This is a genomic window from Streptomyces lasalocidi (assembly GCF_005280215.1).
Lineage (GTDB): Bacteria > Actinomycetota > Actinomycetes > Streptomycetales > Streptomycetaceae > Streptomyces > Streptomyces longwoodensis.
This window is the reverse complement of sequence record NZ_SZNQ01000001.1, coordinates 2,610,691-2,635,385: the sequence shown is the minus strand read 5'-3', so window position 1 is coordinate 2,635,385 and position 24,695 is coordinate 2,610,691. Positions and strand designations below refer to the sequence as shown.

Sequence of the window (24,695 nt, the reverse complement as noted above, 5' to 3'; positions counted from 1 at the left end):
TGGGGCGTGTCATCCTTGGGGCGATGGCCAGGAAGAGTGCGTACGAGGATGTCCTTGCCCCGGTGACGGTTGCCGTGGGGCAGGAGGAGCTGTTGCTCGATCGGGCCGTGCAGGAGGTGGTCGCGGCGGCGAGGAGCTCCGACGCCGACACCGATGTGCGTGATCTGAACCCCGACCAGGTGCAGCCCGGGACGCTCGCCGAGCTGACCAGCCCGTCGCTGTTCGCGGAGCGCAAGGTCGTCGTCGTACGCAACGCGCAGGACCTGTCGGCCGACACGGTCAAGGACGTCAAGGCGTACCTCTCGGCGCCCGCCGAGGAGATCACGCTGGTGCTGCTGCACGCCGGCGGGGCCAAGGGCAAGGCGGTGCTGGACGCCGCGCGCAAGGCGGGGGCCCGTGAGGTGGCCTGCCCCAAGATGACCAAGCCGGCGGACCGGCTGGCCTTCGTGCGGCAGGAGTTCCGGGCCACCGGGCGGTCCGCGACGCCCGAGGCGTGCCAGGCGTTGGTCGACGCCATCGGCAGCGACCTGCGGGAGCTGGCGTCCGCCGTGTCGCAGCTGGTGGCGGACGTGGAGGGGACGATCGACGAGGCCGTCGTCGGGCGGTACTACACCGGCCGGGCGGAGGCGTCGAGCTTCACCGTGGCCGACCGGGCCGTGGAGGGGCGGGCCGCCGAGGCACTGGAGGCGCTGCGGTGGTCGCTGGCCACCGGGGTGGCGCCCGTGCTGATCACCAGTGCGCTCGCCCAGGGCGTGCGGGCCATCGGCAAGCTGTCGTCGGCGCGCGGCGGGCGTCCCGCCGACCTGGCGCGCGAGCTGGGCATGCCGCCGTGGAAGATCGACCGGGTGCGGCAGCAGATGCGAGGCTGGACCCCGGACGGCGTCGCGTACGCGCTGCGGGCCGTGGCCGAGGCCGACGCGGGCGTGAAGGGCGGCGGCGACGACCCGGAGTACGCGCTGGAGAAGGCGGTCGTGGCGATCGCCCGCGCGGCGCGTTCGCGGGGACGCGGCTGATCGCCGGACACGCAGGGGGCGCCGGTCCCCCCCCGCAGCGCGAACCGCCGTCACCCGGAGGACAATCGTGCTGTCAGCCGTACACCGCCGGAGACGGAAAGGTGGCGATCACCATGGCTGAACACCCGCACGCCGCTCTCGTCCGCAAGGGCTACGACGCCTTCCAGCGCGGGGACATGGACACGATGCGGGGCCTGATGACCGGGGACTGCACCCACCACGTGCCCGGTTCGCACCCGCTCTCGGGGGACCACAAGGGGATCGAGTCGGTCCTCGACTACTACGGGCGGCTCGGCTCGGAGACGGACGGGTCGTTCCGGGTGGAGCTGCGGGACGTGCTCGTCGACGGCCGGGGGCACGCGGTGTCGGTGCACCGCTTCACCGCGGACCGGGGCGGGCGGCGCGTCGACGCGATGGGCGGCATCGTCTTCCGGATCGTCGGGGAGAAGATCACCGACCTCGACGAGTGCGTCGCGGACATCGAGCAGGTCGACGAGTTCTGGACGTGACGGGTACGCCCCACCCCGGCACACCGCACACCGCAGCGCACCGCACAACGACCACCGCACACGCCGAGGACCCCGTCGGCCGCCCTGGGGAAGGGCGGGCGACGGGGTCCTCGGGTCACAGCTGGTGCTGGATCCACGCCCGCGTGGCGAACGCAGGCCGCGCGTGGATCCGGGATGCCGGTCGGGAGCGGATGAGAGAGGGCCCGCTCTGGGTCCGTCCGGCGGTCAGATCACAGAGAGGTTCAGCCCTGGAGGGACGCGACCTTGGCGGCCAGCGCCGACTTCTTGTTGGCGGCCTGGTTCTTGTGGATGACGCCCTTCGAGACGGCCTTGTCGAGCTGACGCGCGGCGACGCGCTGGTACTCGGTGGCCTTCTCGACGTCACCCGCGGCAGCGGCCTCGCGGGCCTTGCGGATCGCGGTCTTGAGGGAGGACTTGACGGCCTTGTTGCGCAGCCGGGCCTTCTCGTTGGTCTTGATCCGCTTGATCTGGGACTTGATGTTCGCCACGAATGAGCCTTTTCAGGTTCAGGCACGGAGCCGCTGGGGTCCCGTGCCAGGTGATTTCTTGGGTGTGCCTCGCGCTGAGAGGGCATGAGACACAGCTGCCCAGGCTACCAGTGGCGGGGCGAGTGGCCCAAACCGGTCGCCGGTCCGCGCCCGTGGGACCATGGAGGCTACGTATCGATCCGACCCGAGGCATAAGGCGCCTCAAGAGACAGGACCCTGCGTGCCCGCGACCCCTAACAACGTGCCCGAGCCGAGCCGTACCGACCCGGCGCTGATCCGCAACTTCTGCATCATCGCGCACATCGACCACGGCAAGTCCACGCTCGCCGACCGGATGCTCCAGCTGACCGGTGTGGTCGAGCAGCGGCAGATGCGTGCCCAGTACCTCGACCGCATGGACATCGAGCGCGAGCGCGGCATCACGATCAAGTCCCAGGCGGTGCGGCTGCCGTGGGCCCCCACCCACGACAAGAGCGACACGCACATCCTCAACATGATCGACACGCCGGGGCACGTCGACTTCACCTACGAGGTCTCGCGGTCGCTCGCCGCCTGTGAGGGGACCATCCTCCTCGTCGACGCCGCCCAGGGCATCGAGGCGCAGACCCTCGCCAACCTCTACCTGGCGATGGAGAACGACCTCACGATCATCCCCGTGCTGAACAAGATCGACCTGCCGGCCGCGCAGCCCGAGAAGTTCGCCGAGGAGCTCGCGAACCTCGTCGGCTGCGAGCCGGGCGATGTGCTGAAGGTCTCCGCGAAGACCGGTCTGGGCGTGGAGGCGCTGCTGGACAAGGTGGTCGCCGAGATCCCGGCCCCGGTCGGCGTCAAGGACGCGCCCGCCCGCGCCATGATCTTCGACTCGGTCTACGACTCCTACCGCGGTGTCGTGACGTACGTCCGTGTCATCGACGGCCAGCTCAACAAGCGCGAGCGCATCCGGATGATGTCGACGGGCGCCACCCACGAGCTGCTGGAGATCGGCACCAACTCGCCCGAGATGCTCGCCGCGGACGGCCTCGGCGTCGGCGAGGTGGGCTACCTGATCACGGGTGTGAAGGACGTCCGCCAGTCCAAGGTCGGTGACACCGTCACCAGCCAGGCCAAGGGCGCCACCGAGGCGCTCGGCGGCTACAAGGACCCCAAGCCGATGGTCTTCTCGGGCCTGTACCCGCTGGACGGCTCGGACTACCCGGAGCTGCGCGAGGCGCTGGACAAGCTCCAGCTCAACGACGCGGCGCTGGTCTACGAGCCGGAGACCTCCGCGGCGCTCGGCTTCGGCTTCCGCGTCGGCTTCCTCGGCCTGCTGCACCTGGACGTGATCCGGGAGCGGCTGGAGCGCGAGTTCGGCCTCGACCTGATCGCCACCGCGCCGAACGTGGTCTACCGGGTCGTGATGGAGGACGGCAGCGAGCACGTCGTCACCAACCCGAGCGAGTTCCCCGAGGGCAAGATCAACGAGGTGTACGAGCCGGTCGTGCGGGCCACGATCCTCGCGCCGACCGAGTTCATCGGCTCGATCATGGAGCTGTGCCAGACCCGGCGCGGCACCCTCCTCGGCATGGACTACCTCTCGGAGGACCGGGTCGAGATCCGCTACACGCTGCCGCTCGCGGAGATCGTCTTCGACTTCTTCGACCAGCTGAAGTCCAAGACCCGCGGCTACGCCTCGCTGGACTACGAGCCCACCGGCGAGCAGACCAGCTCCCTGGTCAAGGTCGACATCCTGCTGCACGGCGACAAGGTGGACGCGTTCTCGGCGATCACCCACAAGGACGCGGCCTACGCCTACGGTGTGCGGCTCGTCGCCAAGCTGCGCGAGCTCATCCCGCGGCAGGCCTTCGAGGTGCCCATCCAGGCCGCCATCGGCTCGCGGGTGATCGCCCGCGAGACCATCCGCGCCATCCGCAAGGACGTCCTCGCCAAGTGCTACGGCGGTGACATCTCCCGCAAGCGGAAGCTGCTGGAGAAGCAGAAGGAGGGCAAGAAGCGGATGAAGATGGTGGGTTCCGTGGAGGTTCCTCAGGAGGCCTTCATCGCGGTGCTGTCCAGCGACGACAGCGCGGGATCGGCCAAGGGCAAGAAGTAACCGGCGGTCACGGCCGCCGGCCAGCCGGAAACCGGCCCCACCAGTCGGTCGCAGAAGGGCCTGCCGGACGAAGAACGGCAGGCCCTTCGGCATGTGGGCGGGCGCCGGGCGGGTGTTTCCTGGAGGAAGTGACAGGCCGCTGCCCCTTACATACCAGGCGGTCGGGCCTTACCCTGATGCCTGCTCGGTAGTTACTCGCGAGTTAAACAAGGGCTCGCGGGGGAGGAATCAGCCAGACAGAGCCAGCCGGCCGGGCTGGCCGCACGAGCCAGCCGCACCGTCGCGGGCCCGGAGGATGTCGTGAGCGACACACAGACACTGATCGAGAACCGTCCGCCGTCCGTCGCGGGCCTCTTCCTGGAGCGCGTGGCCGCCACCCCGGACGCGGAGGCCTACCGCTATCCGGTGCCGCCCGCCTCGGGCGAGGGCCCGGACGAGTGGAGGTCGCTGAGCTGGGCGCAGGCGGCCGAGCGGGTCTACGCGATCGCGGCCGGTCTCATCGAGCTCGGTGTGCAGCCCGAGCAGCGCGTCGCGCTGGCCTCCTCCACCCGCCTGGAGTGGATCCTCGCGGACCTCGGCATCATGTGCGCCGGCGCCGCCACCACGACGGTCTACCCGCAGACCAACGCGGACGAGTCGGCGTTCATCCTCTCCGACTCCGGGAGCCGGGTGCTGATCGCCGAGAACGCCGACCAGCTCGCCAAGGCGATCGAGAAGCGCGCCGAGCTGCCCGACCTGACGCATGTGGTCGTGATCGACGGGGCAGGGCTCCAGGACGCCGCGGGCGCGCCGGACGGCGAGGGCCGGGAGTGGATCCTCACCCTCGACGAGCTGGAGAAGCGCGGCGCGGCCCGGCTCCAGCAGGAGCCCGACCTGATCCGGGAGCGGGTCGGCAAGATCGGCAAGGACCAGCTCGCCACCCTCATCTACACCTCCGGCACAACCGGCCGCCCCAAGGGCGTGCGGCTGCCGCACGACAACTGGTCGTACATGGCGAAGGCGATCGCCGCGACCGGGCTCGTCGGCCCGGACGACGTGCAGTACCTGTGGCTGCCGCTCGCGCACGTCTTCGGCAAGGTGCTGACCTCCGGCCAGATCGAGGTCGGCCACGTCACCGCCGTCGACGGCCGCGTCGACAAGATCATCGAGAACCTGCCGGTCGTCCAGCCGACCTACATGGCCGCCGTGCCGCGCATCTTCGAGAAGGTGTACAACGGCGTCGCCGCCAAGGCGAAGGCGGGCGGCGGGGCCAAGTACAAGATCTTCCAGTGGGCCGCCGAGGTCGCCCGCGAGTACGCGAAGGTCACCCAGGACAACTTCCGCCGCACCGGCAACCGCACCGCGCCGTTCGGCCTGGCGGCCAAGCACAAGGTCGCCGACACGCTCGTCTACTCCAAGATCCGCGAGGCGTTCGGCGGCAACCTGCGCGCCTGCGTGTCCGGCTCGGCCGCGCTCGCGCCGGAGATCGGCTACTTCTTCGCCGGCGCCGGCATCCACATCCTGGAGGGCTACGGCCTCACCGAGTCCTCGGCCGCCTCCTTCGTGAACCCGGGCGAGGCCTACCGCACCGGCACGGTCGGCAAGCCGCTGCCCGGCACGGAGGTGCGGATCGCCGACGACGGGGAGATCCTGCTGCGCGGCCCCGGCATCATGCAGGGCTACCACGAGCTGCCCGAGAAGACCGCGGAGGTCCTGGAGGCGGACGGCTGGTTCCACACCGGGGACATCGGTGAGCTGTCGCCCGACGGCTACCTGCGCATCACCGACCGCAAGAAGGACCTGATCAAGACCTCCGGCGGCAAGTACATCGCGCCGGCCGAGGTCGAGGGCCAGTTCAAGGCGGTCTGCCCGTACGTCTCGAACATCCTGGTGCACGGCGCCGACCGCAACTACTGCACCGCGCTCATCTCGCTCGACGAGGTGGCCATCCTCGACTGGGCGAAGGAGAACGGCCTGGCCGGGAAGTCCTACGCGGAGGTCGTCGCCGACCCCTCGACGGTCTCCCTCGTCCAGGGCTACGTCGAGGAGCTCAACTCCGGTCTCCAGCGCTGGCAGACGATCAAGAAGTTCCGGCTGCTGCCGCGGGACCTGGACGTGGAGCACGGCGAGATCACCCCGAGCCTGAAGCTGAAGCGGCCCGTGGTGGAGCGCGAGTACAAGCACCTGATCGACGAGATGTACGCGGGGACGCGGGAGTCGTAGCCCCTGGGGGAGGGGGCGCTCGGAAAGCGCCCCCGAACCGGCCTCCTTCGCGCCCTCTTCGATCCTTCTCCGAGCACATCCGGACTCCCGTCCGCCCCGGACGGCCCACTTCGGCCACCGCGCGCTCACCCGCGTGCCCGGCTGGCACCCTGTCGGCGACGAGCGACGGGTGTGCGGCGCCGAACTGTGCGGGAGCTGTCGATGGGGGTCCTTCCCACGCAACGGGAGACGGTGTCCCGGACCGGTGGCACGCCGCCGGCCCGGCCGCTCCCCCGGGTGCGGGCCACGCTGCCGGGCGGCACCCTGGCGCCCGGCACGGCCCGCGGTCTGCTCGGTGAGGCCCTGCGGGAGTGGGCCGACCTCGGCCTGCCCGTGCCCGCCCGGCTCGCCGAGGACGCGGTGCTGGTCCTCAGCGAGCTGGTCACCAACGCGGTCCTGCACGCCGGCACGGACGTCGACCTCGACTGCCGGCTGGCGGAACCGTGGGAGCCCCGCACGGGCGCGGCGCGGACGGCGTACGACGTCGTCGTCGAGGTCTCCGACCGGCACCCGGGCCGGCACCCCGCGCGTCCCCCCGCCGACGGCACGCCCGAGCCCCACACACCCCCGGCCGGCCTCCCGGAGGACGGCCGCGGGCTGCGCCTGGTCGCGGCGCTCGCCGAGGAGTGGGGCGTGACCTACCGCCGGGGCGCCAAGACGGTGTGGGTCCGTCTGCCCGGCGCGCCGGGACCGGACGGGACGGAGACGACCGGGACGGAGACGGACGGGGATGTCGGCGAGGGCCTGCCCGTCGTGTCGGGGGAGTACCCAGCCCCGGCGCCCGGAGCGTCCCGCACACCCGCCCCGTCATCCGCTGGCCCCACTGCCCCCGATGCCCGCCCCGCCGCGCCCGGCGCCCTCCCCGACCGTGACCAGGACTGGCTCGGCCGGAACGCGCTGTCGTTCCTGGCCGAGGCGTCCGACCTGCTCGCCGGGCAGCTCGACGAGGACCTGGTCGCCTCGCTCACCGGGCAGCTCCTGGTGCCGCGGCTCGCCGACTGGTGCGCGGTGTGGCTGGAGGACGAGGTCGGCGGACGCGGCTGGGGCGACGGCTCCGGGCAGCGGCTCGCCCGCGTCCGGCACGGCAGCGAGGGCCACGTCGAGGAGCTGCGCCGCGCCCTGGAGAAGGACCCGCCGCGCCTCACCGCGACGCCCCTCACCGCGACCCCGCTCACCGCGGCCTCCCTCGCCGGGCCCGTCGAGCTCCCCTGGCCCGGCGCCGCGCCGGGCGGGCCGGGTGCGGTGCTCGCCTGCCGGCTGGTCGCGGGCGGACGCCCGCTGGGCACGCTGGTCATCGGGCGGTCCGGAGCGGAAAGGTTTCCCGAGGAGGTCGCCGGCCTGGTCGAGGACCTCAGCCGCCGGGTCGCGCTCGCCGTCGGCGCGGCCCGCCAGTACGCCCGCCAGGCCACCATCAGCGCCGTCCTGCAGCGGGGCCTGCTGCCCGGCGCGGTCGCCGAGATCCCCGGGGTGCGCAGCGCGCTGGTGTACGAGCCGTGCGACCAGGGCGGCCCGAGCGGCGACTTCTACGACCTGTTCCCGGCGGGTGACGGCCGCTGGTGCTTCGCCGTCGGCGACGTGCAGGGCAAGGGCCCGGAGGCGGCCGTGGTCATCGGCCTCGCCCGGCCCTGGCTGCGGCTGCTGGCCCGCGAGGGGTACGGCGTCGCCGACGTCCTCGACCGGCTCAACCAGCTGCTCCTCGACGACGCCACCGAGGCGGCCGACGCGGCGGCCCGCGCCTTCGCCGGCCCCACGGGCCCCGCCGGACCGGCCGACGGCCCGCAGACCCGCTTCCTCTCGCTCCTCTACGGCGAGCTCGTCCCCTTCCCCGGCGGCGTCCATTGCACCCTCGCCTCGGCGGGGCACCCGCTGCCGCTGCTCCTCGGCCCGGACGGCACCGTACGGACGGTCGCCCAGCCGCAGACCCTGCTCGGGGTCGTGGAGGACGTGGCGTACACCAGCGAGACGTGTGCGCTGCTGTCCGGCGACAGCCTGCTGTGCGTCACCGACGGGGTCACCGAGCGCCGCTCGGGCCCGCGCCAGTTCGACGACGGCGACGGGCTCGCGCACGCCCTGGCCGGGTGCGCCGGGCTGGACGCGGACGGGATCGCGGCCCGGATCCGGCAGCAGGTGCACGCCTTCGGCGGCCGGCCCCCGGAGGACGACCTGGCGCTGCTGGTGCTCCAGGCCGAGTAGCGGGACGTCCGTCGCCCCGCGCCCGGCGAGGTCACCCCGCGGGTGCGGGACAATGGAACGCATGCCTTCCGCACTCCCCGACGGCGAGCCCGTCCCCACCGACGGCGCGCTGCCCGCGTCCGCGCTCGCCGGGGCCGCCGACCGCCCCCTCGGCTTCTACCTGCACGTCCCGTACTGCGCGACCCGCTGCGGCTACTGCGACTTCAATACCTACACCGCCACCGAGCTGCGCGGCACGGGCGGTGTGCTGGCCTCCCGCGACAACTACGCCGACACCCTGGTCGACGAGGTCCGCCTCGCCCGCAAGGTGCTGGGCGACGACCCGCGCGAGGTCCGCACGGTGTTCGTCGGCGGCGGCACGCCGACCCTGCTGGCCGCGGGCGACCTGGTGCGGATGCTCGCAGCGATCCGGGAGGAGGTCGGGCTCGCCCCCGACGCGGAGGTCACCACGGAGGCCAACCCGGAGTCGGTCGACCCGGCCTACCTCGCGGCGCTGCGGGCGGGCGGCTTCAACCGGATCTCGTTCGGCATGCAGAGCGCGCGGCAGCACGTGCTGAAGGTGCTCGACCGCACCCACACGCCCGGCCGCCCCGAGCGGTGCGTCGCCGAGGCGCGGGCGGCCGGATTCGACCACGTCAACCTCGACCTGATCTACGGCACCCCCGGGGAGAGCGACGACGACTGGCGGGCCTCGCTGGACGCGGCGATCGGCGCCGGCCCCGACCACGTCAGCGCCTACGCGCTCATCGTCGAGGAGGGCACCCAGCTGGCCCGCCGGATCCGCCGCGGCGAGGTCCCGATGACCGACGACGACGTGCACGCCGACCGGTACCTGATGGCCGAGGAGGTGCTGTCGGCGGCGGGCTTCGCCTGGTACGAGGTGTCGAACTGGGCCACCTCCGACGCGGGGCGGTGCCTGCACAACGAGCTGTACTGGCGCGGCGCCGACTGGTGGGGCGCGGGGCCGGGCGCGCACTCCCACGTCGGCGGGGTGCGCTGGTGGAACGTCAAGCACCCCGGCGCGTACGCGGCGGCGCTGGCGTCCGGGCGCACGCCGGGTGCGGGGCGTGAGGTGCTGTCCGAGGAGGACCGGCGGGTCGAGCGCGTCCTGCTGGAGCTGAGGCTGCGCGAGGGCGTGCCGCTGTCCCTGCTCAAGCAGGACGGCCTCGCGGCGTCCCGCCGGGCCCTGTCGGACGGCCTCCTCCAGGAGGGACCGTACGGGCAGGGCCGCGCGGTGCTCACCCTGCGGGGGCGGCTGCTGGCGGACGCGGTGGTGCGGGACCTGGTCGACTGAGGGACCGGGCCGCTCTCGACGTCCGGGCCGGCGCCGCCCTCAGGCCCCGGCGTCGCCCGTCACGAAGTCGATCAGTTCCTCCACGCGGCCCAGGAGCTCCGGCTCCAGGTCCTTGTACGACCGCACCCGCTTGAGGATCGCCTGCCACACCGCGCCGGTGTTGTCCGAGGGCCAGCCCAGCGCCCGGCACACCCCGGTCTTCCAGTCCTGGCCGTGCGGGACCCGGGGCCACGCCTCGATGCCCAGGGCGGACGGCTTCACCGCCTCCCAGATGTCGATGTACGGATGGCCGACGACCAGGGCGTGCTCGCTGGTGACCGACTGTGCGATGCGCCACTCCTTGGTGCCGGGGACCAGGTGGTCCACCAGGACGCCGAGGCGGGCGTCGGGGCCGGGGGCGAACCCGTCCACGATCGACGGGAGGTCGTCCACGCCCTCCAGGTACTCCACGACGACGCCCTCGACGCGCAGGTCGTCGCCCCAGACCTTCTCGACCAGCTCGGCGTCGTGCCGGCCCTCCACGTAGATGCGTCCGGCCCGGGCGACGCGGGCGCGGGCACCGGGGACGGCGACCGAGCCGGAGGCCGTGCGGGTGGGGCGTGCAGGGGCGGACGCGGGGGGCCGCACGAGGGTGACCACCTTGCCCTCCAGCAGGAAGCCCCGGGGTTCCAGCGGGAACACGCGGTGCTTGCCGAAGCGGTCCTCCAGGGTCACCGTGCCCGCCTCGCAGCGCACTACCGCGCCGCAGAAGCCGGTACGGGGCTCCTCGACCACCAGGTCGGGCTCCGCCGGGACCTCGGGGACCGGCTGGGACTTCTTCCACGGAGGGGTCAGGTCGGCGGAGTACTGGCGCATTCTGATGACGATAGGGAAAGCTCCCGCGCCGTTACGGCGACACGCCGAACCGGGCCGCCAGCGCGTCGCGTTGGGCGCGGACGAAGGCCGCGTCCACCACCGCGCCGTGTCCGGGCACGTACAGCGCGTCGTCGCCGCCGAACGCCAGCAGCCGGTCCAGCGCGGCCGGCCAGCGCGACGGCACGGCGTCCGGGCCCGCCTGGGGCTCACCGGACTGCTCGACGAGGTCGCCGCAGAAGACCACCTCGGTCTCGCCGGGGACCAGCACGGCGAGGTCGTGGGCGGTGTGGCCGGGCCCCACGTTGGCGAGCAGCACCTGCCGGTCGCTGCCCAGGTCGAGGGTCAGCTCGCCGGAGACCGGGTGACGGGGCCGGACCAGCGCGGTCACGGCCTCCTCGGCGGTGTCCTCGTCCAGCCCGTTGCGCACCGCGTCCGCCCGCAGCTCCTCGGCGCCCGCGGCGAGCACCGCGTCCGTCCCGACCGCGGCGTACACCTCGGCGCCCGCCAGGGCGGCCGCGCCGAACACGTGGTCGAAGTGGGGGTGGGTGAGCGCGAGATGGGTCACACGGCGCCCGGTGAGCCGCTCGGCCTCGGACCGCAGCCGCGCCCCCTCGGCGAGGCTCGACCCGGCGTCGATCAGCAGCGCCCCGTCCCGCCCGGCGACCAGCCCCGCCGTGCAGTCCCAGCCCGGCAGCCGCACCCGCCCCACCCCCGGTGCGACGCGCTCCCACCCCAGCTCTTCCCAAGTCACCGTCATACCGGGACGCTAGCGGTACTGCCCCCGGCCGCGGGGCCGACCTTGCCCTGCCGGTACCCCACCGCCGTACACTGGGCCGGGGAACGCTGGCACTCACGATCGAAGAGTGCCAGGTGGACGTCTCGGGGACGATTTTCTGGAGGTGCGCGCGATGCTGAGTGAACGCAGGCTCCAGGTGCTGCGCGCCATCGTCCAGGACTACGTGGGGACCGAGGAGCCGGTGGGCTCCAAGGCGCTCACCGAGCGGCACAACCTCGGTGTCTCCCCGGCCACCGTGCGCAACGACATGGCGGCCCTGGAGGACGAGGGCTACATCGCCCAGCCGCACACCAGTGCCGGGCGCATCCCGACCGACAAGGGCTACCGGCTCTTCGTCGACAAGCTCGCGGGCGTCAAGCCGATGACGGCGCCCGAGCGGCGGGCCATCCAGAACTTCCTGGGGGGCGCCGTCGACCTCGACGACGTGGTGGCCCGCACGGTGCGGCTGCTCGCGCAGCTCACCCGGCAGGTCGCCGTCGTGCAGTACCCGTCGCTGACCCGGTCCACCGTGCGCCACGTCGAGCTGCTCTCGCTGGCGCCCGCGCGGCTGATGCTGGTGCTCATCACGGACACCGGCCGGGTCGAGCAGCGGCTGGTCGACTGCCCGGCGCCGTTCGGCGAGTCCTCGCTGGCGGACCTGAGGGCGCGGCTCAACAGCCGGGTCGCGGGCCGCCGCTTCGCGGACGTGCCGGGGCTGGTGGAGGACCTGCCCGAGGCATTCGAGGCCGAGGACCGCGGTACGGTCTCCACGGTGCTCTCCACCCTCATGGAGACACTCGTCGAGGAGAACGAGGAGCGGCTGGTGATCGGTGGCACCGCCAATCTCACCCGCTTCGGACATGACTTTCCCCTCACGATCCGGCCGGTGCTCGAGGCGCTGGAGGAGCAGGTCGTGCTCCTCAAGTTGCTGGGCGAGGCGCAGGATCCGGGCGTGACCGTGCGCATCGGTCACGAGAACGCCCACGAAGGACTCAACTCCACGTCCGTCGTGTCGGTCGGCTACGGTTCGGGCGGCGAGGCAGTGGCCAAGCTCGGCGTGGTCGGACCGACCCGCATGGACTACCCGGGAACGATGGGAGCGGTACGCGCAGTGGCACGGTACGTCGGACAGATCCTGGCGGAGTCGTAAGTGGCCACGGACTACTACGCCGTTCTCGGCGTGCGCCGCGACGCGTCGCAGGAAGAGATCAAGAAGGCCTTCCGGCGGCTCGCGCGCGAGCTGCACCCGGACGTCAACCCGGACCCGAAGACCCAGGAGCGGTTCAAGGAGATCAACGCCGCCTACGAGGTGCTCTCGGACCCGCAGAAGAAGCAGGTCTACGACCTCGGCGGCGACCCGCTCTCGCAGGCCGGGGCCGGTGCGGGGGGCTTCGGGGCCGGCGGCTTCGGCAACTTCTCCGACATCATGGACGCGTTCTTCGGCACGGCGTCGCAGCGCGGGCCGCGCTCGCGCACCCGCCGCGGCCAGGACGCGATGATCCGGCTGGAGATCGACCTCGAGGAGGCGGCCTTCGGCACCACCAAGGACATCCAGGTCGACACCGCGATCGTCTGCGGCACCTGCAACGGCGAGGGCGCGGCCCCCGGCACGACCGCCCAGACGTGTGACATGTGCCGCGGCCGCGGCGAGGTGTCCCAGGTGACCCGGTCGTTCCTGGGCCAGGTCATGACGTCCCGGCCCTGCCCCCAGTGCCAGGGCTTCGGCACCGTGGTGCCGACCCCGTGCCCGGAGTGCGCGGGCGACGGGCGGGTGCGCTCGCGGCGGACGCTCACCGTGAAGATCCCGGCCGGCGTCGACAACGGCACCCGGATCCAGCTCGCGGGCGAGGGCGAGGTGGGTCCCGGCGGCGGCCCCGCCGGCGACCTGTACGTGGAGATCCACGAGCTGCCCCACGCGATGTTCCAACGGCGCGGCGACGACCTGCACTGCACGGTCACCCTGCCGATGACCGCGGCGTCGCTCGGCACCAAGGTGCCGCTGGAGACGCTGGACGGCCTGGAGGAGGTCGACATCCGGCCCGGTACCCAGTCCGGCCAGTCGATCCCGCTGCACAACCGGGGCGTCACGCACCTGCGTGGCGGCGGCCGCGGCGACCTCGTGGTGCACGTCGAGGTGCAGACGCCGACCAAGCTCGACCCCGAGCAGGAGCGGCTGCTGCGGGAGCTGGCCAAGCTGCGGGGCGAGGAGCGGCCGCTGGGCCAGTTCCAGCCGGGGCAGCAGGGCCTGTTCAGCCGGCTGAAGGACGCGTTCAACGGCCGCTGATCGGCGCCGCTGCACGGCCGCCGAGGAGGCGCGGGCCCTCCCGCGCCTCCCGATTCGGCGTTGTCCGGCGGACATGACACCATGCCGTCATGTCCTCCGCACTGACCGATCTGTTCCCCCACCCGATCGTGCAGGCCCCCATGGCGGGCGGCGTCTCCCTCCCCGTGCTCGCCGCCGCGGTGAGCGAGGCGGGCGGGCTGGGCTTCCTGGCCGCCGGGTACAAGACCGCCGACGGGATGTACCAGGAGATCAAGCAACTGCGGAGCCTGACCTCCCGCCCCTTCGGGGTCAACCTGTTCATGCCGCAGCCCGAGCACGCCGAGTCGGGTGCCGTCGAGGTCTACGCCCACCAGCTGGCCGGCGAGGCCAGCTGGTACGACACCGAGCTCGGTGACCCCGACAGCGGGCGGGACGACGGCTACGACGCCAAGCTCGCCGTGCTGCTCGACAACCCGGTGCCGGTGGTCTCCTTCCACTTCGGCGTGCCGCGCCGGGACGTGCTGGACGCGCTGCGCCGGGCCGGCACCGTCACCCTGGTCACCGCGACCACCGCCGAGGAGGCGCTCGCGGTGGAGCGGGCGGGCGCCGACGCCGTGATCGTGCAGGGCGTGGAGGCGGGCGGCCACCAGGGCACCCACCGCGACGTCCGGGAGAACGACGGCACGGGCGTGGGGCTGCTCGCCCTGCTCGCGCAGGTCCGCGAGACGGTGGGCCTTCCGCTGGTCGCCGCGGGCGGCCTCATGCGCGGCGGGCAGATCGCCGCCGTCCTCGCGGCGGGCGCGAGCGCGGCCCAGCTGGGCACCGCGTTCCTCGCGACGCCCGAGTCCGGCGCCCCCGCCGTGCACAAACAGGCGCTGACCAACCCGCTGTTCGTCCGCACCGAGCTGACCCGGGCGTTCTCCGGGCGCCCGGCCCGCGGTCTGGTCAACCGCTTCCTGCGCGAGCACGGGCCGTACGCGCCCGCCGCCTACCCGGAGGTCCACCACCTCACCGCGCCGCTGCGCCGGGCCGCCGCCAAGGCGGGGGACGCGCAGGGCATGGCGCTGTGGGCCGGACAGGGCCACCGGCTGGCCCGCGAGCTGCCCGCGGGGCGGCTGGTGGAGGTGCTGGCCGACGAACTCGCCGCCGCCCGGACGTCGTTGTCCTCCTGGGACGGTGCCCGGTGACGGCGCCGGTCTTTGTCGTCGACCGCCTCGACGCGCACGGCGGTCCCTTCGTGCTCGACGGCCCCGAGGGCCGGCACGCGGTCTCCGTGAAGCGGCTGGAGCCGGGCGAGGAGGTCGTCCTCACCGACGGCGCCGGACGCCACGCGACGGGCGAGGTCACCGGCACCGAGGGCAAGGACCGGCTGCTGGTGCGGCTGGCGCCGGTGACGGAGGAGCCCGAGCCGTCGCCGCGGATCACGGTCGTGCAGGCCCTGCCCAAGGGCGACCGGGGCGAACTGGCCGTGGAGATGATGACCGAGGTCGGCGTCGACGCGATCGTGCCGTGGCAGGCGGCCCGCTGCATCACCCAGTGGCGCGGCGAGCGCGGTGCCAAGGCGCTCGGCAAGTGGCGCGGCACCGCCCGCGAGGCCGGCAAGCAGTCCCGCCGGGTGCGCTTCCCCCGGGTCGCGGACGCGGCGAGCACCAAGCAGGTGGCCGCACTGCTGGCCGACGCGGACTTCGCCGCCGTGCTGCACTCCGACTTCGACCACCCCGGCGCGCCGCTGGCCACCGCCGAACTGCCCGCCGAGGGCGACATCGTGCTGGTCGTGGGGCCCGAAGGGGGCGTCGCCGCGGACGAGTTGGCGCTGTTCCTGGAGGCGGGTGCGGGGGCGTACGTGCTGGGCCGTAGCGTGTTGCGCACGTCGACCGCGGGGACGGCGGCCGCGGCCCTGGTCCTCGGCCGCACCGGCCGGTGGTCCTGACCGACCGGACCGATCAGGGGGAGCGCATGGAACTGGCCCAGGTGCGGCTGCTCGTCACCGACTTCACCGCCTGCTACCGCTTCTACGCCGACGTCCTCGGCCTGAAGCCGCAGTCGGGCGCGGAGCGGGGGCCGTACGAGAAGTTCAGCCCGCACACCGGGTCGGCGGGCATCGCGCTGCAGGACCGGGCGATGATGGCCGGGGTCCTGGGGGAGCTGGGCGACGCGGCGACCGGGCACCGCTCGCTGGTCGTGCTGCGGGTGGACGACCTGGACGCCTACTGCGCGCAGCTCACCGCCCGCGGCGCCGTCCTGGCCCACGGTCCGGCCCCGATGACCGACCGGATGCGGGTCGCCCACCTCAAGGACCCGGAGGGCAACCTCGTCGAGCTCCAGGAGTGGCTGCTGCTGCGCGGCTGACGCCGTCGCGCCGACGGCCCGTCACCTCCCACCCGGCGTTGGCCGCATGTGGTCTACCGGGCCGGGGGCGGCGGTGGCAGGCTGCTGTGCATGGGGGCGACGTGGGCGCGGGCGGGACGGGCGCGCGGTGCGAGGGCCTTCGCCGTGGCGGGGCTCGGGGTGCTCGCCGTCGGCGCGGCCGTGGGCTGCGACCCGGGCGGGCTGAACGCGGCCTCCGTGGCGTACACCACCGACCAGGCCGCGACCCGGGAGCTCCAGCACCGCGACGTCGCCGTGCGCTGGCTGACCTGCACCGGCGGCTACGACGACGGCGGCACCCACGGGACGGTCGCCTCCGTGGACCCCACTGGAAGCGCTACCGGGGCGGCACGGCGGGCAAGCTGTGGATCGACCGGGAGGACACCGGGGAGTTCACGCGGCTGCACGAGGACCTCGACGGCAACATCGAGTACCCGCAGTGGGTGGGCGACCGCATCGCCTTCCTGTCCGACCACGAGGGCACCGGCGCGCTGTACTCCTCCCTGGCCGACGGCTCCGACCTGCGCCGCCACACGCCCCTCGGCGGCTTCTACGCCCGGCAGGCGAGCGGCGACGGCCGGCGCGTCGTCCACAGCAGCGCGGGCGAGCTGTGGATCCTCGACGACCTCGACGGCGACGGGCCGCGCCGGCTCGACATCCGGCTCGGCGGGCAGCGCGCCGCCCGCCGGCCGCACCCCGTGGCCGCCGCCCGCTGGCTGGGCGGGGCCGCCCCCGACCACACCGCGCGCGGCAGCGCCGTCGAGGTGCGCGGCGCCGTCCACTGGATCACCCACCGCTCCGGCCCGGCCCGCGCGCTGGCCGCCGAGCCCGGGGTGCGGGCCCGGCTGCCGCGCACCTTCCGCGCCGAGGGCGAGGAGTGGGTGGTGTGGGTGACGGACGCCGAGGGCGAGGACGCCCTGGAGTTCGCGCCCGCCACCGGTCTGACGCCCGGCTCCACCCCGCGCCGGCTGGCCGCCGGGCGGCTCGGCCGGGTCCTGGAACTGGCCGTGGCCCCCGACGGCAGCCGCGCCGCCGTCGCCGCGCACGACGGACGGCTGCTGCTCGTCGAACGGGAGACCGGCGAGGTCCGCGAGGTCGACCGCAGCGACGACGGCGAGGTGTCCGACCTGGTCTTCTCGCCGGACTCGACGTGGCTGGCCTGGTCGCACCCCGGGCCGCGCCCGCTCAGCCAGCTCCGGCTCGCCCACACCACCGACCTGTCGGTCACCGAGGCGACCCCGCTGCGGTTCCGCGACTACGCGCCCGCCTTCACCCTCGACGGCAAGCACCTGGCGTTCCTGTCCACGCGCGCCTTCGACCCGGTCTACGACCAGCACGCCTTCGACCTGTCCTTCGTCGTCGCGGCCCGGCCCCACCTGATCACGCTGGCCGCGACCACGCCCTCGCCGTTCGGCCCGCAGCGCCACGGCCGCCCCTTCGACGCGCCGGACAAGGACGAGACGCCCGACGGCGAGGGCACCCCCGCGACCCGCATCGACCTCGACGGGCTGGGCGAACGGGTCGTGCCGTTCCCGGTGGAGGCCGGCCGCTACTCCTCGCTGCGGGCCGCCAAGGACGGCGTGCTGTGGCTGCGGCACCCGGTGCGCGGCGTCCTCGGCGCCTCCCGGGCCACCCCCGACGACCCCGACCCGCGCACCGAGCTGGAGCGCTACGACTTGGTCCAGCACCGCCTCGACCACCTCGCCGCCGACGCCGACGACTTCGAGGTCAGCGGCGACGGCAAGCGGCTGCTGCTGTGGACCGACGGCAAGCTGAGGGTGGTGCCCAGCGACCGGCGGGCCCCCGGCGACGAGGACGGCGACGGCAACGTCACCGTGGACCTCGGCCGGATCCGCCGCACCGTCGACCCGGCCGCCGAGTGGCGGCAGATGTTCGACGAGAACGGCCGCATCATGCGGGACAACTTCTGGCGCCCGGACCTCGGCGGCGTCGACTGGGACGGGGTCCTGGACCGCTACCGCCCGGTCCTGGACCGCGTGGCCACCCACGACGACCTCGTCGACCTGCTGTGGGAGGTGCACGGCGAACTCGGCACCTCCCACGCCTACGTCGTCCCGCGCGGCGGCTCCGGCCGCGGCCCCCGGCAGGGGCTGCTCGGCGCCGACCTCTCCCGGCACGCGGACGGCACCTGGCGCATCGACCGGATCCTGCCCTCGGAGACCTCCGACCCCGACGCGCACTCCCCGCTCACCGCGCCGGGCGTGGCGGTGCGCGCGGGGGACGCGATCGTCGCCGTGGGCGGCCAGCCGGTCGACCCGGTCACCGGGCCCGGGCCGCTGCTGGTCGGGACGGCGGGCAGGCCGACCGAGCTGACCGTCTCGCCGTCCGGCGGCGGCGAGCCCCGGCACGCGGTCGTGGTCCCGCTCGCCGACGAGGAGGCGCTGCGCTACCACGCCTGGGTCGCCGGCCGGCGCGCCTACGTCCACGAGCGCTCCGGGGGCCGGCTGGGGTACCTGCACGTGCCCGACATGCAGGCGCCCGGCTGGGCCCAGATCCACCGCGACCTGCGGGTGGAGGTGGCCCGGGAGGGGCTGGTCGTGGACGTCCGGGAGAACCGCGGCGGCCACACCTCGCAACTGGTGATCGAGAAGCTGGCCCGGCGGATCGTCGGGTGGGACCTGCCGCGCGGGATGCGGCCGGTCAGCTACCCGGAGGACGCGCCGCGCGGCCCCGTCGTCGCGGTGGCCAACGAGTTCTCCGGCTCCGACGGCGACATCGTCAACGCGGCGATCAAGGCCCTGGGCATCGGCCCGGTGGTCGGCACCCGCACCTGGGGCGGCACCGTCGGCATCGACAGCCGCTACCACCTGGTCGACGGCACGCTCGTCACCCAGCCCAAGTACGCGATCTGGCTGGAGGGTTACGGCTTCGACGTGGAGAACCACGGCGTCGACCCGGACGTCGAGGTGGTCGTACGGCCGCAGGACTGGGCCGCGGGACGGGACGTCCAGCTGGACGAGGCGATCCGGATGGCGCTCCAGGCGCTGGAGACCGGCCCGGCGAAGACCCCGCCCACCCTGCCGTGAGGGCAGGCACCCCCGGGGCGACTACCATGCCCCGTAGATCCAACCGGAGATCCAACCGGAGATCCGACCGGCGTCAGGAGGCACACGCATGGCAGGGGAGCCGCAGGACGACTGCCTGTTCTGCAAGATCGTCGGCGGGCAGGTGCCGGCCACGGTCGTGCGGGAGACCGCCACGACCCTCGCCTTCCGGGACATCAACCCCCAGGCGCCCACGCACGTCCTGGTGATCCCCAAGGCGCACCACGAGAACGCCGCCGCGCTGGCCGCCGCCGCGCCGGAGCTCGCCGCCGACGTGCTGCGCGAGACGCGGGCCGTCGCGGAGGACGAGCAACTGGACAGCTACCGCACCGTCTTCAACACCGGCGGCGGCGCCGGCCAGACCGTCTGGCACGCCCACGCGCACGTCATCGGCGGGCGGGGCCTGGAATGGCCCCCCGGATAGGCCGCGATGTCCGTCCGTGAACTGGTCGTCCTCGGCACCGCCAGCCAGGTCCCGACCCGGCACCGCAACCACAACGGCTACCTGCTGCGCTGGGACGGCGAGGGCATCCTGTTCGACCCCGGCGAGGGCACCCAGCGCCAGATGGTGCGCGCCGGGGTCGCGGCGCACGACCTGAACCGGGTCTGCGTCACCCACTTCCACGGCGACCACTCCCTGGGCCTCGCCGGGGTGATCCAGCGGATCAACCTCGACCGGGTCCCGCACCCGGTCACCGCCCACTACCCGCGCTCCGGGCAGCACTTCTTCACCCGGCTGCGGTACTCCACCGCCTACCGCGAGACCGTGGGCATCACCGAGGCGCCCGTCGACGCCGACGGCACGCTCGCCGTGACCGGCTCGTACACCCTCCAGGCCCGCCGGCTGTCCCACCCGGTCGAGTCCTACGGCTACCGGCTGGTCGAGCCCGACGGCCGCCGGATGCTGCCCGAACGGCTGGCCGCGCTCGGCGTGCGGGGACCCGACGTCGGCCGCATCCAGCGCGAGGGTGCCCTCGGGGACGTGCGGCTGGAGGACGTCAGCGAGGTGCGGCGCGGACAGCGGTTCGCGTTCATCATGGACACCCGGCTGTGCGAGGGCGTGCACGCGCTCGCCGAGGGCTGCGACCTGCTGGTCATCGAGTCGACCTTCCTCGACGAGGACGAGCAACTGGCTGTCGAGCACGGCCACCTGACGGCCGGCCAGGCCGCGGCGGTGGCCCGGGACGCCGGGGTGCGGCACCTGGTGCTGACGCACTTCAGCCAGCGCTACTCCGACCCCGACGAGTTCGAGCGGCAGGCCCGCGCGGCCGGCTTCGAGGGCGAGCTGACCGTGGCCCACGACCTGCTCCGGGTGCCGGTTCCGAAACGACGGTAAACGGCCCGTACGATGCTTTGATGCCTCTGCCGATCGCCGAACTGCACCTGCACATCGAAGGCACCCTGGAGCCCGAGCTGGCCTTCGCGCTGGCCGCGCGCAACGGGGTGACCCTGCCCCACGCCGACACCGACGCCCTGCGCCGGGCGTACGACTTCCAGGACCTGCAGTCCTTCCTGGACCTGTACTACGCGCTGATGGACGTCCTGCGCACCGAGCAGGACTTCGCCGACCTCGCCGACGCCTACCTGGCCCGCGCCGCCGCGCAGGGCGTGCGGCACGCGGAGATCTTCTTCGACCCGCAGGCGCACACCCAGCGCGGGGTGGAGCTCGGCACGGTCGTCGAGGGGCTGTGGCAGGCCCTCGGCCGCAGCGAGGAGCGGCACGGCGTGTCCACCCGGCTGATCATGTGCTTCCTGCGCGACGAGTCCGCCGACTCGGCCCTGGCGACCCTGAAGGACGCCGAGCCGTACCTGGACCGGATCACCGGCGTCGGCCTCGACTCGGCGGAGGTCGGGCACCCGCCGGCGGAGTTCCGTGAGGTGTACGAGGCCGCCGCCGCGCTCGGACTGCGGCGCGTCGCCCACGCCGGTGAGGAGGGGCCGCCCGCGTACATCACCGAGGCCCTCGACGTGCTCGGCGTCGAGCGCGTCGACCACGGCCTGCGCTGCCTGGAGGACCCCGCGCTGGTCGAGCGGCTGGTGCGGGAGCGGATCCCGCTCACCCTGTGCCCGCTGTCCAACGTCCGCCTGCGCGCGGTCGACACCCTCGCCGACCACCCGCTGCCCGCCATGCTGGACGCCGGTCTGCTGTGCACGGTCAACTCCGACGACCCCGCCTACTTCGGCGGCTACGCCGGCGACAACCTCGACGCCGTCCGCCGGACGCTCGGGCTGGACGAGGAGCGGTTGCGCGAACTGGCCCGCAACTCCTTCCTCGCGTCCTTCCTGGACGACGACGAGGAGCGCAGGGCGCGCTACCTCGCCGAGGTGGAGGCGTACCGCTTCTGACGTGTCCCCGGGGCCACTGCGGCGGCTACCTCCACTGGACGGTGCCGCCCGCGGTGGGTGCCGTCGCGGTCGCCTCGATCTTCGTCCGGATCTCCGACATGACGGCCACGATGCGCGCCTCGTGCTCCGGCGACAGCCGCGCCACCGGCACCGAGCAGCTCACCGCGTCCTGCGCCGGGGTGTCGTAGCGCAGCGCGAAGCCGAAGCCGACCAGGCCCAGGACGCCCTCCTCGCGGTCGACCGAGTGACCGCGGGCGCGGGTCGCCGCGAGGTCGGCGGCCAGTGACTCCCGGGTGGTGTGCGTGTTCGGCGTGAGCACCGCGTACGGCCCCTCGGGCAGGTCGGTGTCCGGGCGTTCGGCCAGCAGTGCCTTGCCCAGCGCGCCCGCGTGCGCGGGCAGGCGCCGCCCGACCCTGCTGATCGTCCTGAGGTAGGCGTGCGACTCCCGCGTGGCCAGGTACGCCACGTCCCGGCCGTCCAGGCGCCCCAGGTGGATCGTCTCGCCGAGCGCCTCGGACGCCTCGTCCAGGTACGGGCGCGCGGCGCGCACGCGCGGGTCGGAGTCCAGGTAGCCGGTGCCGGTGAGCAGGGCGCGGATGCCGATGCCGTACAGCGAGCCGGTGACGTCGGTGCGCACCCAGCCGCGGGCGGCGAGGGTTTGCAGCAGCGCGTACATCGAGCTGCGCGGCACGCCCAGTTCGTCGGCCAGCTCCTGGAGCCTGGCCGGGCGGTCACCGCGCTCGGCGAGCAGTTCCAGCAGCTCGACCGTGCGCGCGGCGGACTTCACCTCGCGGACGCCTCCCGTGCCGCCGTCTGTCTCCGCCATGCGCCGATCGTAAGCGGGCGGCCAGGAGCGGGCCGCCCCGGTGGGGGCCATTGACGGGTGTCATTCGCGTATCTAACCTTCATCCCTATACGTGGATGACGTCTACATGGGGAGATGAGCGAGGGTGAGCCTCGACACCGACACGGCCCGGCGGCTGCGGGAGGGCATGGCGCGCGGGGTGCTCTCGTTCCCGCTCACGAGCTTCCGCGAGGACGGCGCCCTCGACCCGGACGGCTTCCGCGCCCACGTCGCCGACCGGCTCGCGGCCGCACCCGGCGCCGTGTTCCCGGCCTGCGGCACCGGCGAGTTCCACGCGCTGGACGAGGACGAGTACCGGCGGGTCGTCGAGATCACCGTCGAGGAGGCGGCGGGCCGGGTGCCCGTCGTGGCCGGCGTCGGGTACGGCTGGGCGCAGGCCGTCCGGTTCGCGCGCCAGGCCGAGGACGCCGGCGCCGACGCGCTGCTCGTCCTGCCCCACTACCTCGTCGCCGCACCGCAGGACGGTCTGGTCGCCCAGCTCGAACAGCTCGCCGCCCGCACCCGGCTCCCCCTGGTCGTCTACCAGCGCGGCCAGGTCGACTACTCCCTCGCCGCGTTCCGGCGCCTCGCGCGCATCCCGTCCGTCATCGGCCTCAAGGACGGCCACAGCGACCTCGACCGCCTCCAGCGGCTCACCCTCGCCGCCCCCGAGGGCTTCCTCTTCTTCAACGGCGCCGCCACCGCCGAGGTCCAGGCCCGCGCCTACGCCGCCGTCGGCGTGCGCGCCTACTCCTCCGCCGTCCACGCCTTCGCGCCCGAGATCGCGAACGCCTTCTTCGCCGCCCTGCGCGACGGCGACGACGGCACCGCCGACAAGCTGCTGCGCGCCTTCTACGTCCCGTTCGTCGAACTCCGCGACCGGACGCCGGGGTACGCCGTGTCCCTGGTGAAGGCCGCGGCCAGGCTGCGCGGCCGTCCCGTCGGGCCCGTGCGCGCCCCGCTCACCGACCCGTCGGCGGCCGACCTGGCCGACCTGCGGACCCTGCTCGCCGCCGGACTCGACCTCGTGGGAGCCGCCCTGTGAACCTCACCGTCACCGACGTCGTCCTCACCCCGGTCCTCGTCGCCGACCCGCCCCTGCTCAACACCCAGGGCGTGCACCAGCCGTACACCCCCAGGCTCGTCGTCGAGGTCGTCACCGCGGACGGGACCACCGGGGTCGGCGAGACCTACGGCGACACCAAGTACCTGGAGCTGGCCCGGCCGTTCGCCGAGAAGCTGAAGGGGCGTCGGGTCAGCGAGCTCAACGCGCTGTCCGCCCTCGCCGACGAGGTCGCGGTGGACGCCTCCCGGGTCTCCGGACAGGTCGACGTCGGCGGGCTGCGCGGCGTCCAGACCGCCGACAAGCTGCGCCTGTCCGTCGTCTCCGCCTTCGAGGTGGCCTGCCTGGACGCCCTCGGCAAGGCGCTCGGGCTGCCCGTGCACGCACTGCTCGGCGGCAAGGTGCGCGACGCCGTCGAGTACAGCGCCTACCTGTTCTACAAGTGGGCGCGGCACCCCGAGGGCGTGCCCGCCGAGCAGGACGACTGGGGCGCGGCGCTCGACCCGGCCGGGATCGTGGAGCAGGCCCGCCGGTTCACCGAGCGCTACGGCTTCACCTCCTTCAAGCTCAAGGGCGGCGTCTTCCCGCCGGACGAGGAGGTCGCCGCGGTCCGCGCCCTCGCCGCGGCCTTCCCCGGACACCCCCTGCGCCTGGACCCCAACGGCGCCTGGTCCGTGGCGACCTCGCTGGAGGTCGCGGCGGAGGTCGGCGGTCTCCTGGAGTACCTGGAGGACCCCGCGCTCGGCACCCCGGCCATGGCCGAGGTCGCCGCCGGGACCGAGGTGCCGCTCGCCACCAACATGTGCGTGACGACGTTCGCCGAGATCGAGGAGGCGTTCCGCCGCGACGCCGTCCAGGTCGTCCTGTCCGACCACCACTACTGGGGCGGCCTGCGCGCCACCCAGCACCTGGCCGCGCTGTGCGCCGCGTTCGGCGTCGGGGTGTCCATGCACTCCAACACCCACCTCGGGATCAGCCTGACCGCGATGACCCACGTCGCGTCCACCGTGCCGAACCTGCACCACGCCTGCGACACCCACTACCCCTGGCAGTCCGAGGACGTCCTCACCGCGCGCGTACCGATCACCGGCGGCCGGGTCGCCGTGCCCGACGGACCCGGCCTCGGCGTCGAACTCGACCGGGAGCGGCTGGCGTTCCTGCACCGGCGGTGGCTGGACGACGACGGCCGGCTGCGCGACCGGGACGACGCGGCGGCCCTGCGCGTCGTCGACCCGAAGTGGGTCACGCCGGCCGTGCCGCGCTGGTAGG

21 protein-coding genes and 1 pseudogene are annotated in these 24,695 nt (G+C 73.7%); 17 read left to right on the top strand and 5 right to left on the bottom strand.

Features of this window, described 5'->3' with window-relative positions; translation table 11 throughout:
* Nucleotides 1-23: 23 nt before the first annotated feature.
* Both holA and E4U91_RS11755 read left to right on the top strand, forming a co-directional pair.
* Nucleotides 24-1,013, top strand: coding sequence for a DNA polymerase III subunit delta (holA, locus tag E4U91_RS11760; protein WP_137306808.1), 990 nt, complete (start codon nucleotides 24-26; stop codon nucleotides 1,011-1,013).
* Between the two features lie 113 nt (nucleotides 1,014-1,126).
* A complete protein-coding gene (locus tag E4U91_RS11755) occupies nucleotides 1,127-1,522 on the top strand; it encodes a nuclear transport factor 2 family protein (protein WP_137306807.1) in 396 nt (131 codons plus the stop codon).
* 242 nt (nucleotides 1,523-1,764) lie between these two features.
* On the opposite strand, the gene rpsT is transcribed toward E4U91_RS11755, so the two are convergent.
* Nucleotides 1,765-2,031 (bottom strand): 30S ribosomal protein S20, encoded by a 267-nt coding sequence (gene rpsT / locus E4U91_RS11750; RefSeq protein ID WP_067241202.1) that lies wholly within the window; start codon nucleotides 2,029-2,031, stop codon nucleotides 1,765-1,767.
* Nucleotides 2,032-2,251: 220 nt separating this feature from the next.
* Here rpsT and lepA point away from each other — a divergent pair, with 220 nt between their 5' ends.
* The 4 genes from lepA to hemW all read left to right on the top strand — a co-directional run bounded on the left by lepA (nucleotide 2,252) and on the right by hemW (nucleotide 9,848).
* Entirely contained in the window at nucleotides 2,252-4,120 is a 1,869-nt protein-coding gene (gene lepA / locus E4U91_RS11745) for a translation elongation factor 4 (RefSeq protein ID WP_137306806.1), read from the top strand.
* Between the two features lie 300 nt (nucleotides 4,121-4,420).
* On the top strand, nucleotides 4,421-6,322 hold the full coding sequence (locus tag E4U91_RS11740; RefSeq protein WP_137306805.1) for an AMP-dependent synthetase/ligase: 1,902 nt from the start codon (nucleotides 4,421-4,423) through the stop codon (nucleotides 6,320-6,322).
* Between the two features lie 201 nt (nucleotides 6,323-6,523).
* On the top strand, nucleotides 6,524-8,554 hold the full coding sequence (locus tag E4U91_RS11735) for a SpoIIE family protein phosphatase (protein ID WP_137306804.1): 2,031 nt from the start codon (nucleotides 6,524-6,526) through the stop codon (nucleotides 8,552-8,554).
* Between the two features lie 61 nt (nucleotides 8,555-8,615).
* Complete coding sequence (gene hemW / locus E4U91_RS11730) at nucleotides 8,616-9,848, top strand: radical SAM family heme chaperone HemW (RefSeq protein WP_137306803.1); 1,233 nt, start codon at nucleotides 8,616-8,618, stop codon at nucleotides 9,846-9,848.
* Between the two features lie 39 nt (nucleotides 9,849-9,887).
* Here hemW and E4U91_RS11725 read toward each other — a convergent pair whose 3' ends face one another.
* Nucleotides 9,888-10,703, bottom strand: coding sequence for a DUF3097 domain-containing protein (locus tag E4U91_RS11725; RefSeq protein WP_137306802.1), 816 nt, complete (start codon nucleotides 10,701-10,703; stop codon nucleotides 9,888-9,890).
* A gap of 31 nt (nucleotides 10,704-10,734) precedes the next feature.
* Nucleotides 10,735-11,460: an MBL fold metallo-hydrolase gene (locus E4U91_RS11720; RefSeq protein ID WP_137306801.1), complete on the bottom strand. Its 726-nt coding sequence runs from the start codon at nucleotides 11,458-11,460 to the stop codon at nucleotides 10,735-10,737.
* Nucleotides 11,461-11,611: 151 nt separating this feature from the next.
* Here E4U91_RS11720 and hrcA point away from each other — a divergent pair, with 151 nt between their 5' ends.
* The 5 genes from hrcA (at nucleotide 11,612) to E4U91_RS11695 (ending at nucleotide 16,090) form a co-directional block, all read left to right on the top strand.
* A complete protein-coding gene (gene hrcA / locus E4U91_RS11715; RefSeq protein ID WP_137306800.1) occupies nucleotides 11,612-12,628 on the top strand; it encodes a heat-inducible transcriptional repressor HrcA in 1,017 nt (338 codons plus the stop codon).
* Nucleotides 12,629-13,762 (top strand): molecular chaperone DnaJ, encoded by a 1,134-nt coding sequence (gene dnaJ / locus E4U91_RS11710; RefSeq protein ID WP_137306799.1) that lies wholly within the window; start codon nucleotides 12,629-12,631, stop codon nucleotides 13,760-13,762.
* Nucleotides 13,763-13,851: 89 nt separating this feature from the next.
* Entirely contained in the window at nucleotides 13,852-14,928 is a 1,077-nt protein-coding gene (locus E4U91_RS11705) for a nitronate monooxygenase (RefSeq protein WP_137306798.1), read from the top strand.
* Nucleotides 14,925-15,671, top strand: coding sequence for a 16S rRNA (uracil(1498)-N(3))-methyltransferase (locus tag E4U91_RS11700; protein ID WP_137306797.1), 747 nt, complete (start codon nucleotides 14,925-14,927; stop codon nucleotides 15,669-15,671). The genes E4U91_RS11705 and E4U91_RS11700 overlap by 4 nt, the downstream gene beginning before the upstream one ends.
* Nucleotides 15,672-15,697: 26 nt before the next feature.
* Nucleotides 15,698-16,090, top strand: coding sequence for a VOC family protein (locus E4U91_RS11695; protein ID WP_137306796.1), 393 nt, complete (start codon nucleotides 15,698-15,700; stop codon nucleotides 16,088-16,090).
* Between the two features lie 53 nt (nucleotides 16,091-16,143).
* Here E4U91_RS11695 and E4U91_RS39765 read toward each other — a convergent pair whose 3' ends face one another.
* Nucleotides 16,144-16,383 (bottom strand): hypothetical protein, encoded by a 240-nt coding sequence (locus E4U91_RS39765; RefSeq protein ID WP_168218028.1) that lies wholly within the window; start codon nucleotides 16,381-16,383, stop codon nucleotides 16,144-16,146.
* Between the two features lie 54 nt (nucleotides 16,384-16,437).
* Here E4U91_RS39765 and E4U91_RS11690 point away from each other — a divergent pair.
* The 4 genes and pseudogenes from E4U91_RS11690 to E4U91_RS11675 form a co-directional block, all read left to right on the top strand.
* Nucleotides 16,438-19,155, top strand: a pseudogene (locus E4U91_RS11690) (S41 family peptidase); the annotation flags it as partial.
* A gap of 88 nt (nucleotides 19,156-19,243) precedes the next feature.
* A complete protein-coding gene (locus E4U91_RS11685) occupies nucleotides 19,244-19,597 on the top strand; it encodes an HIT domain-containing protein (protein ID WP_137306795.1) in 354 nt (117 codons plus the stop codon).
* A 6-nt stretch (nucleotides 19,598-19,603) separates the two neighbouring features.
* Entirely contained in the window at nucleotides 19,604-20,509 is a 906-nt protein-coding gene (locus E4U91_RS11680) for a ribonuclease Z (protein ID WP_137306794.1), read from the top strand.
* Nucleotides 20,510-20,529: 20 nt separating this feature from the next.
* Nucleotides 20,530-21,519: an adenosine deaminase gene (locus tag E4U91_RS11675; RefSeq protein ID WP_137306793.1), complete on the top strand. Its 990-nt coding sequence runs from the start codon at nucleotides 20,530-20,532 to the stop codon at nucleotides 21,517-21,519.
* A 25-nt stretch (nucleotides 21,520-21,544) separates the two neighbouring features.
* Here E4U91_RS11675 and E4U91_RS11670 read toward each other — a convergent pair whose 3' ends face one another.
* Nucleotides 21,545-22,345, bottom strand: a complete 801-nt coding sequence (locus tag E4U91_RS11670; RefSeq protein WP_137306792.1) for an IclR family transcriptional regulator — start codon at nucleotides 22,343-22,345, stop codon at nucleotides 21,545-21,547.
* A gap of 124 nt (nucleotides 22,346-22,469) precedes the next feature.
* On the opposite strand from E4U91_RS11670, the gene E4U91_RS11665 reads away from it, so the two are divergent.
* Nucleotides 22,470-23,408 carry a 5-dehydro-4-deoxyglucarate dehydratase gene (locus E4U91_RS11665; RefSeq protein WP_137306791.1) on the top strand — a complete coding sequence of 313 codons (939 nt, stop codon included), beginning with the start codon at nucleotides 22,470-22,472 and terminating at the stop codon, nucleotides 23,406-23,408.
* Entirely contained in the window at nucleotides 23,405-24,694 is a 1,290-nt protein-coding gene (locus tag E4U91_RS11660; RefSeq protein ID WP_137306790.1) for a glucarate dehydratase family protein, read from the top strand. Before E4U91_RS11665 ends, E4U91_RS11660 begins: the two co-directional genes overlap by 4 nt.
* The last annotated feature ends 1 nt before the right edge of the window (nucleotide 24,695 follow it).

What these genes read in the sequence shown, in the direction of transcription:
- holA (WP_137306808.1), top strand. Translation starts at nt 24, where the DNA reads ATGGCCAGGAAGAGTGCGTACGAGGATGTCCTTGCCCCGGTGACGGTT.
- E4U91_RS11755 (WP_137306807.1), top strand. Translation starts at nt 1,127, where the DNA reads ATGGCTGAACACCCGCACGCCGCTCTCGTCCGCAAGGGCTACGACGCC.
- E4U91_RS11735 (WP_137306804.1), top strand. Translation starts at nt 6,524, where the DNA reads ATGGGGGTCCTTCCCACGCAACGGGAGACGGTGTCCCGGACCGGTGGC.
- hemW (WP_137306803.1), top strand. Translation starts at nt 8,616, where the DNA reads ATGCCTTCCGCACTCCCCGACGGCGAGCCCGTCCCCACCGACGGCGCG.
- E4U91_RS11725 (WP_137306802.1), bottom strand. Translation starts at nt 10,703, where the DNA reads ATGCGCCAGTACTCCGCCGACCTGACCCCTCCGTGGAAGAAGTCCCAG.
- E4U91_RS11720 (WP_137306801.1), bottom strand. Translation starts at nt 11,460, where the DNA reads ATGACGGTGACTTGGGAAGAGCTGGGGTGGGAGCGCGTCGCACCGGGG.
- hrcA (WP_137306800.1), top strand. Translation starts at nt 11,612, where the DNA reads ATGCTGAGTGAACGCAGGCTCCAGGTGCTGCGCGCCATCGTCCAGGAC.
- E4U91_RS11705 (WP_137306798.1), top strand. Translation starts at nt 13,852, where the DNA reads ATGTCCTCCGCACTGACCGATCTGTTCCCCCACCCGATCGTGCAGGCC.
- E4U91_RS11695 (WP_137306796.1), top strand. Translation starts at nt 15,698, where the DNA reads ATGGAACTGGCCCAGGTGCGGCTGCTCGTCACCGACTTCACCGCCTGC.
- E4U91_RS11685 (WP_137306795.1), top strand. Translation starts at nt 19,244, where the DNA reads ATGGCAGGGGAGCCGCAGGACGACTGCCTGTTCTGCAAGATCGTCGGC.
- E4U91_RS11680 (WP_137306794.1), top strand. Translation starts at nt 19,604, where the DNA reads ATGTCCGTCCGTGAACTGGTCGTCCTCGGCACCGCCAGCCAGGTCCCG.
- E4U91_RS11675 (WP_137306793.1), top strand. Translation starts at nt 20,530, where the DNA reads ATGCCTCTGCCGATCGCCGAACTGCACCTGCACATCGAAGGCACCCTG.
- E4U91_RS11670 (WP_137306792.1), bottom strand. Translation starts at nt 22,345, where the DNA reads ATGGCGGAGACAGACGGCGGCACGGGAGGCGTCCGCGAGGTGAAGTCC.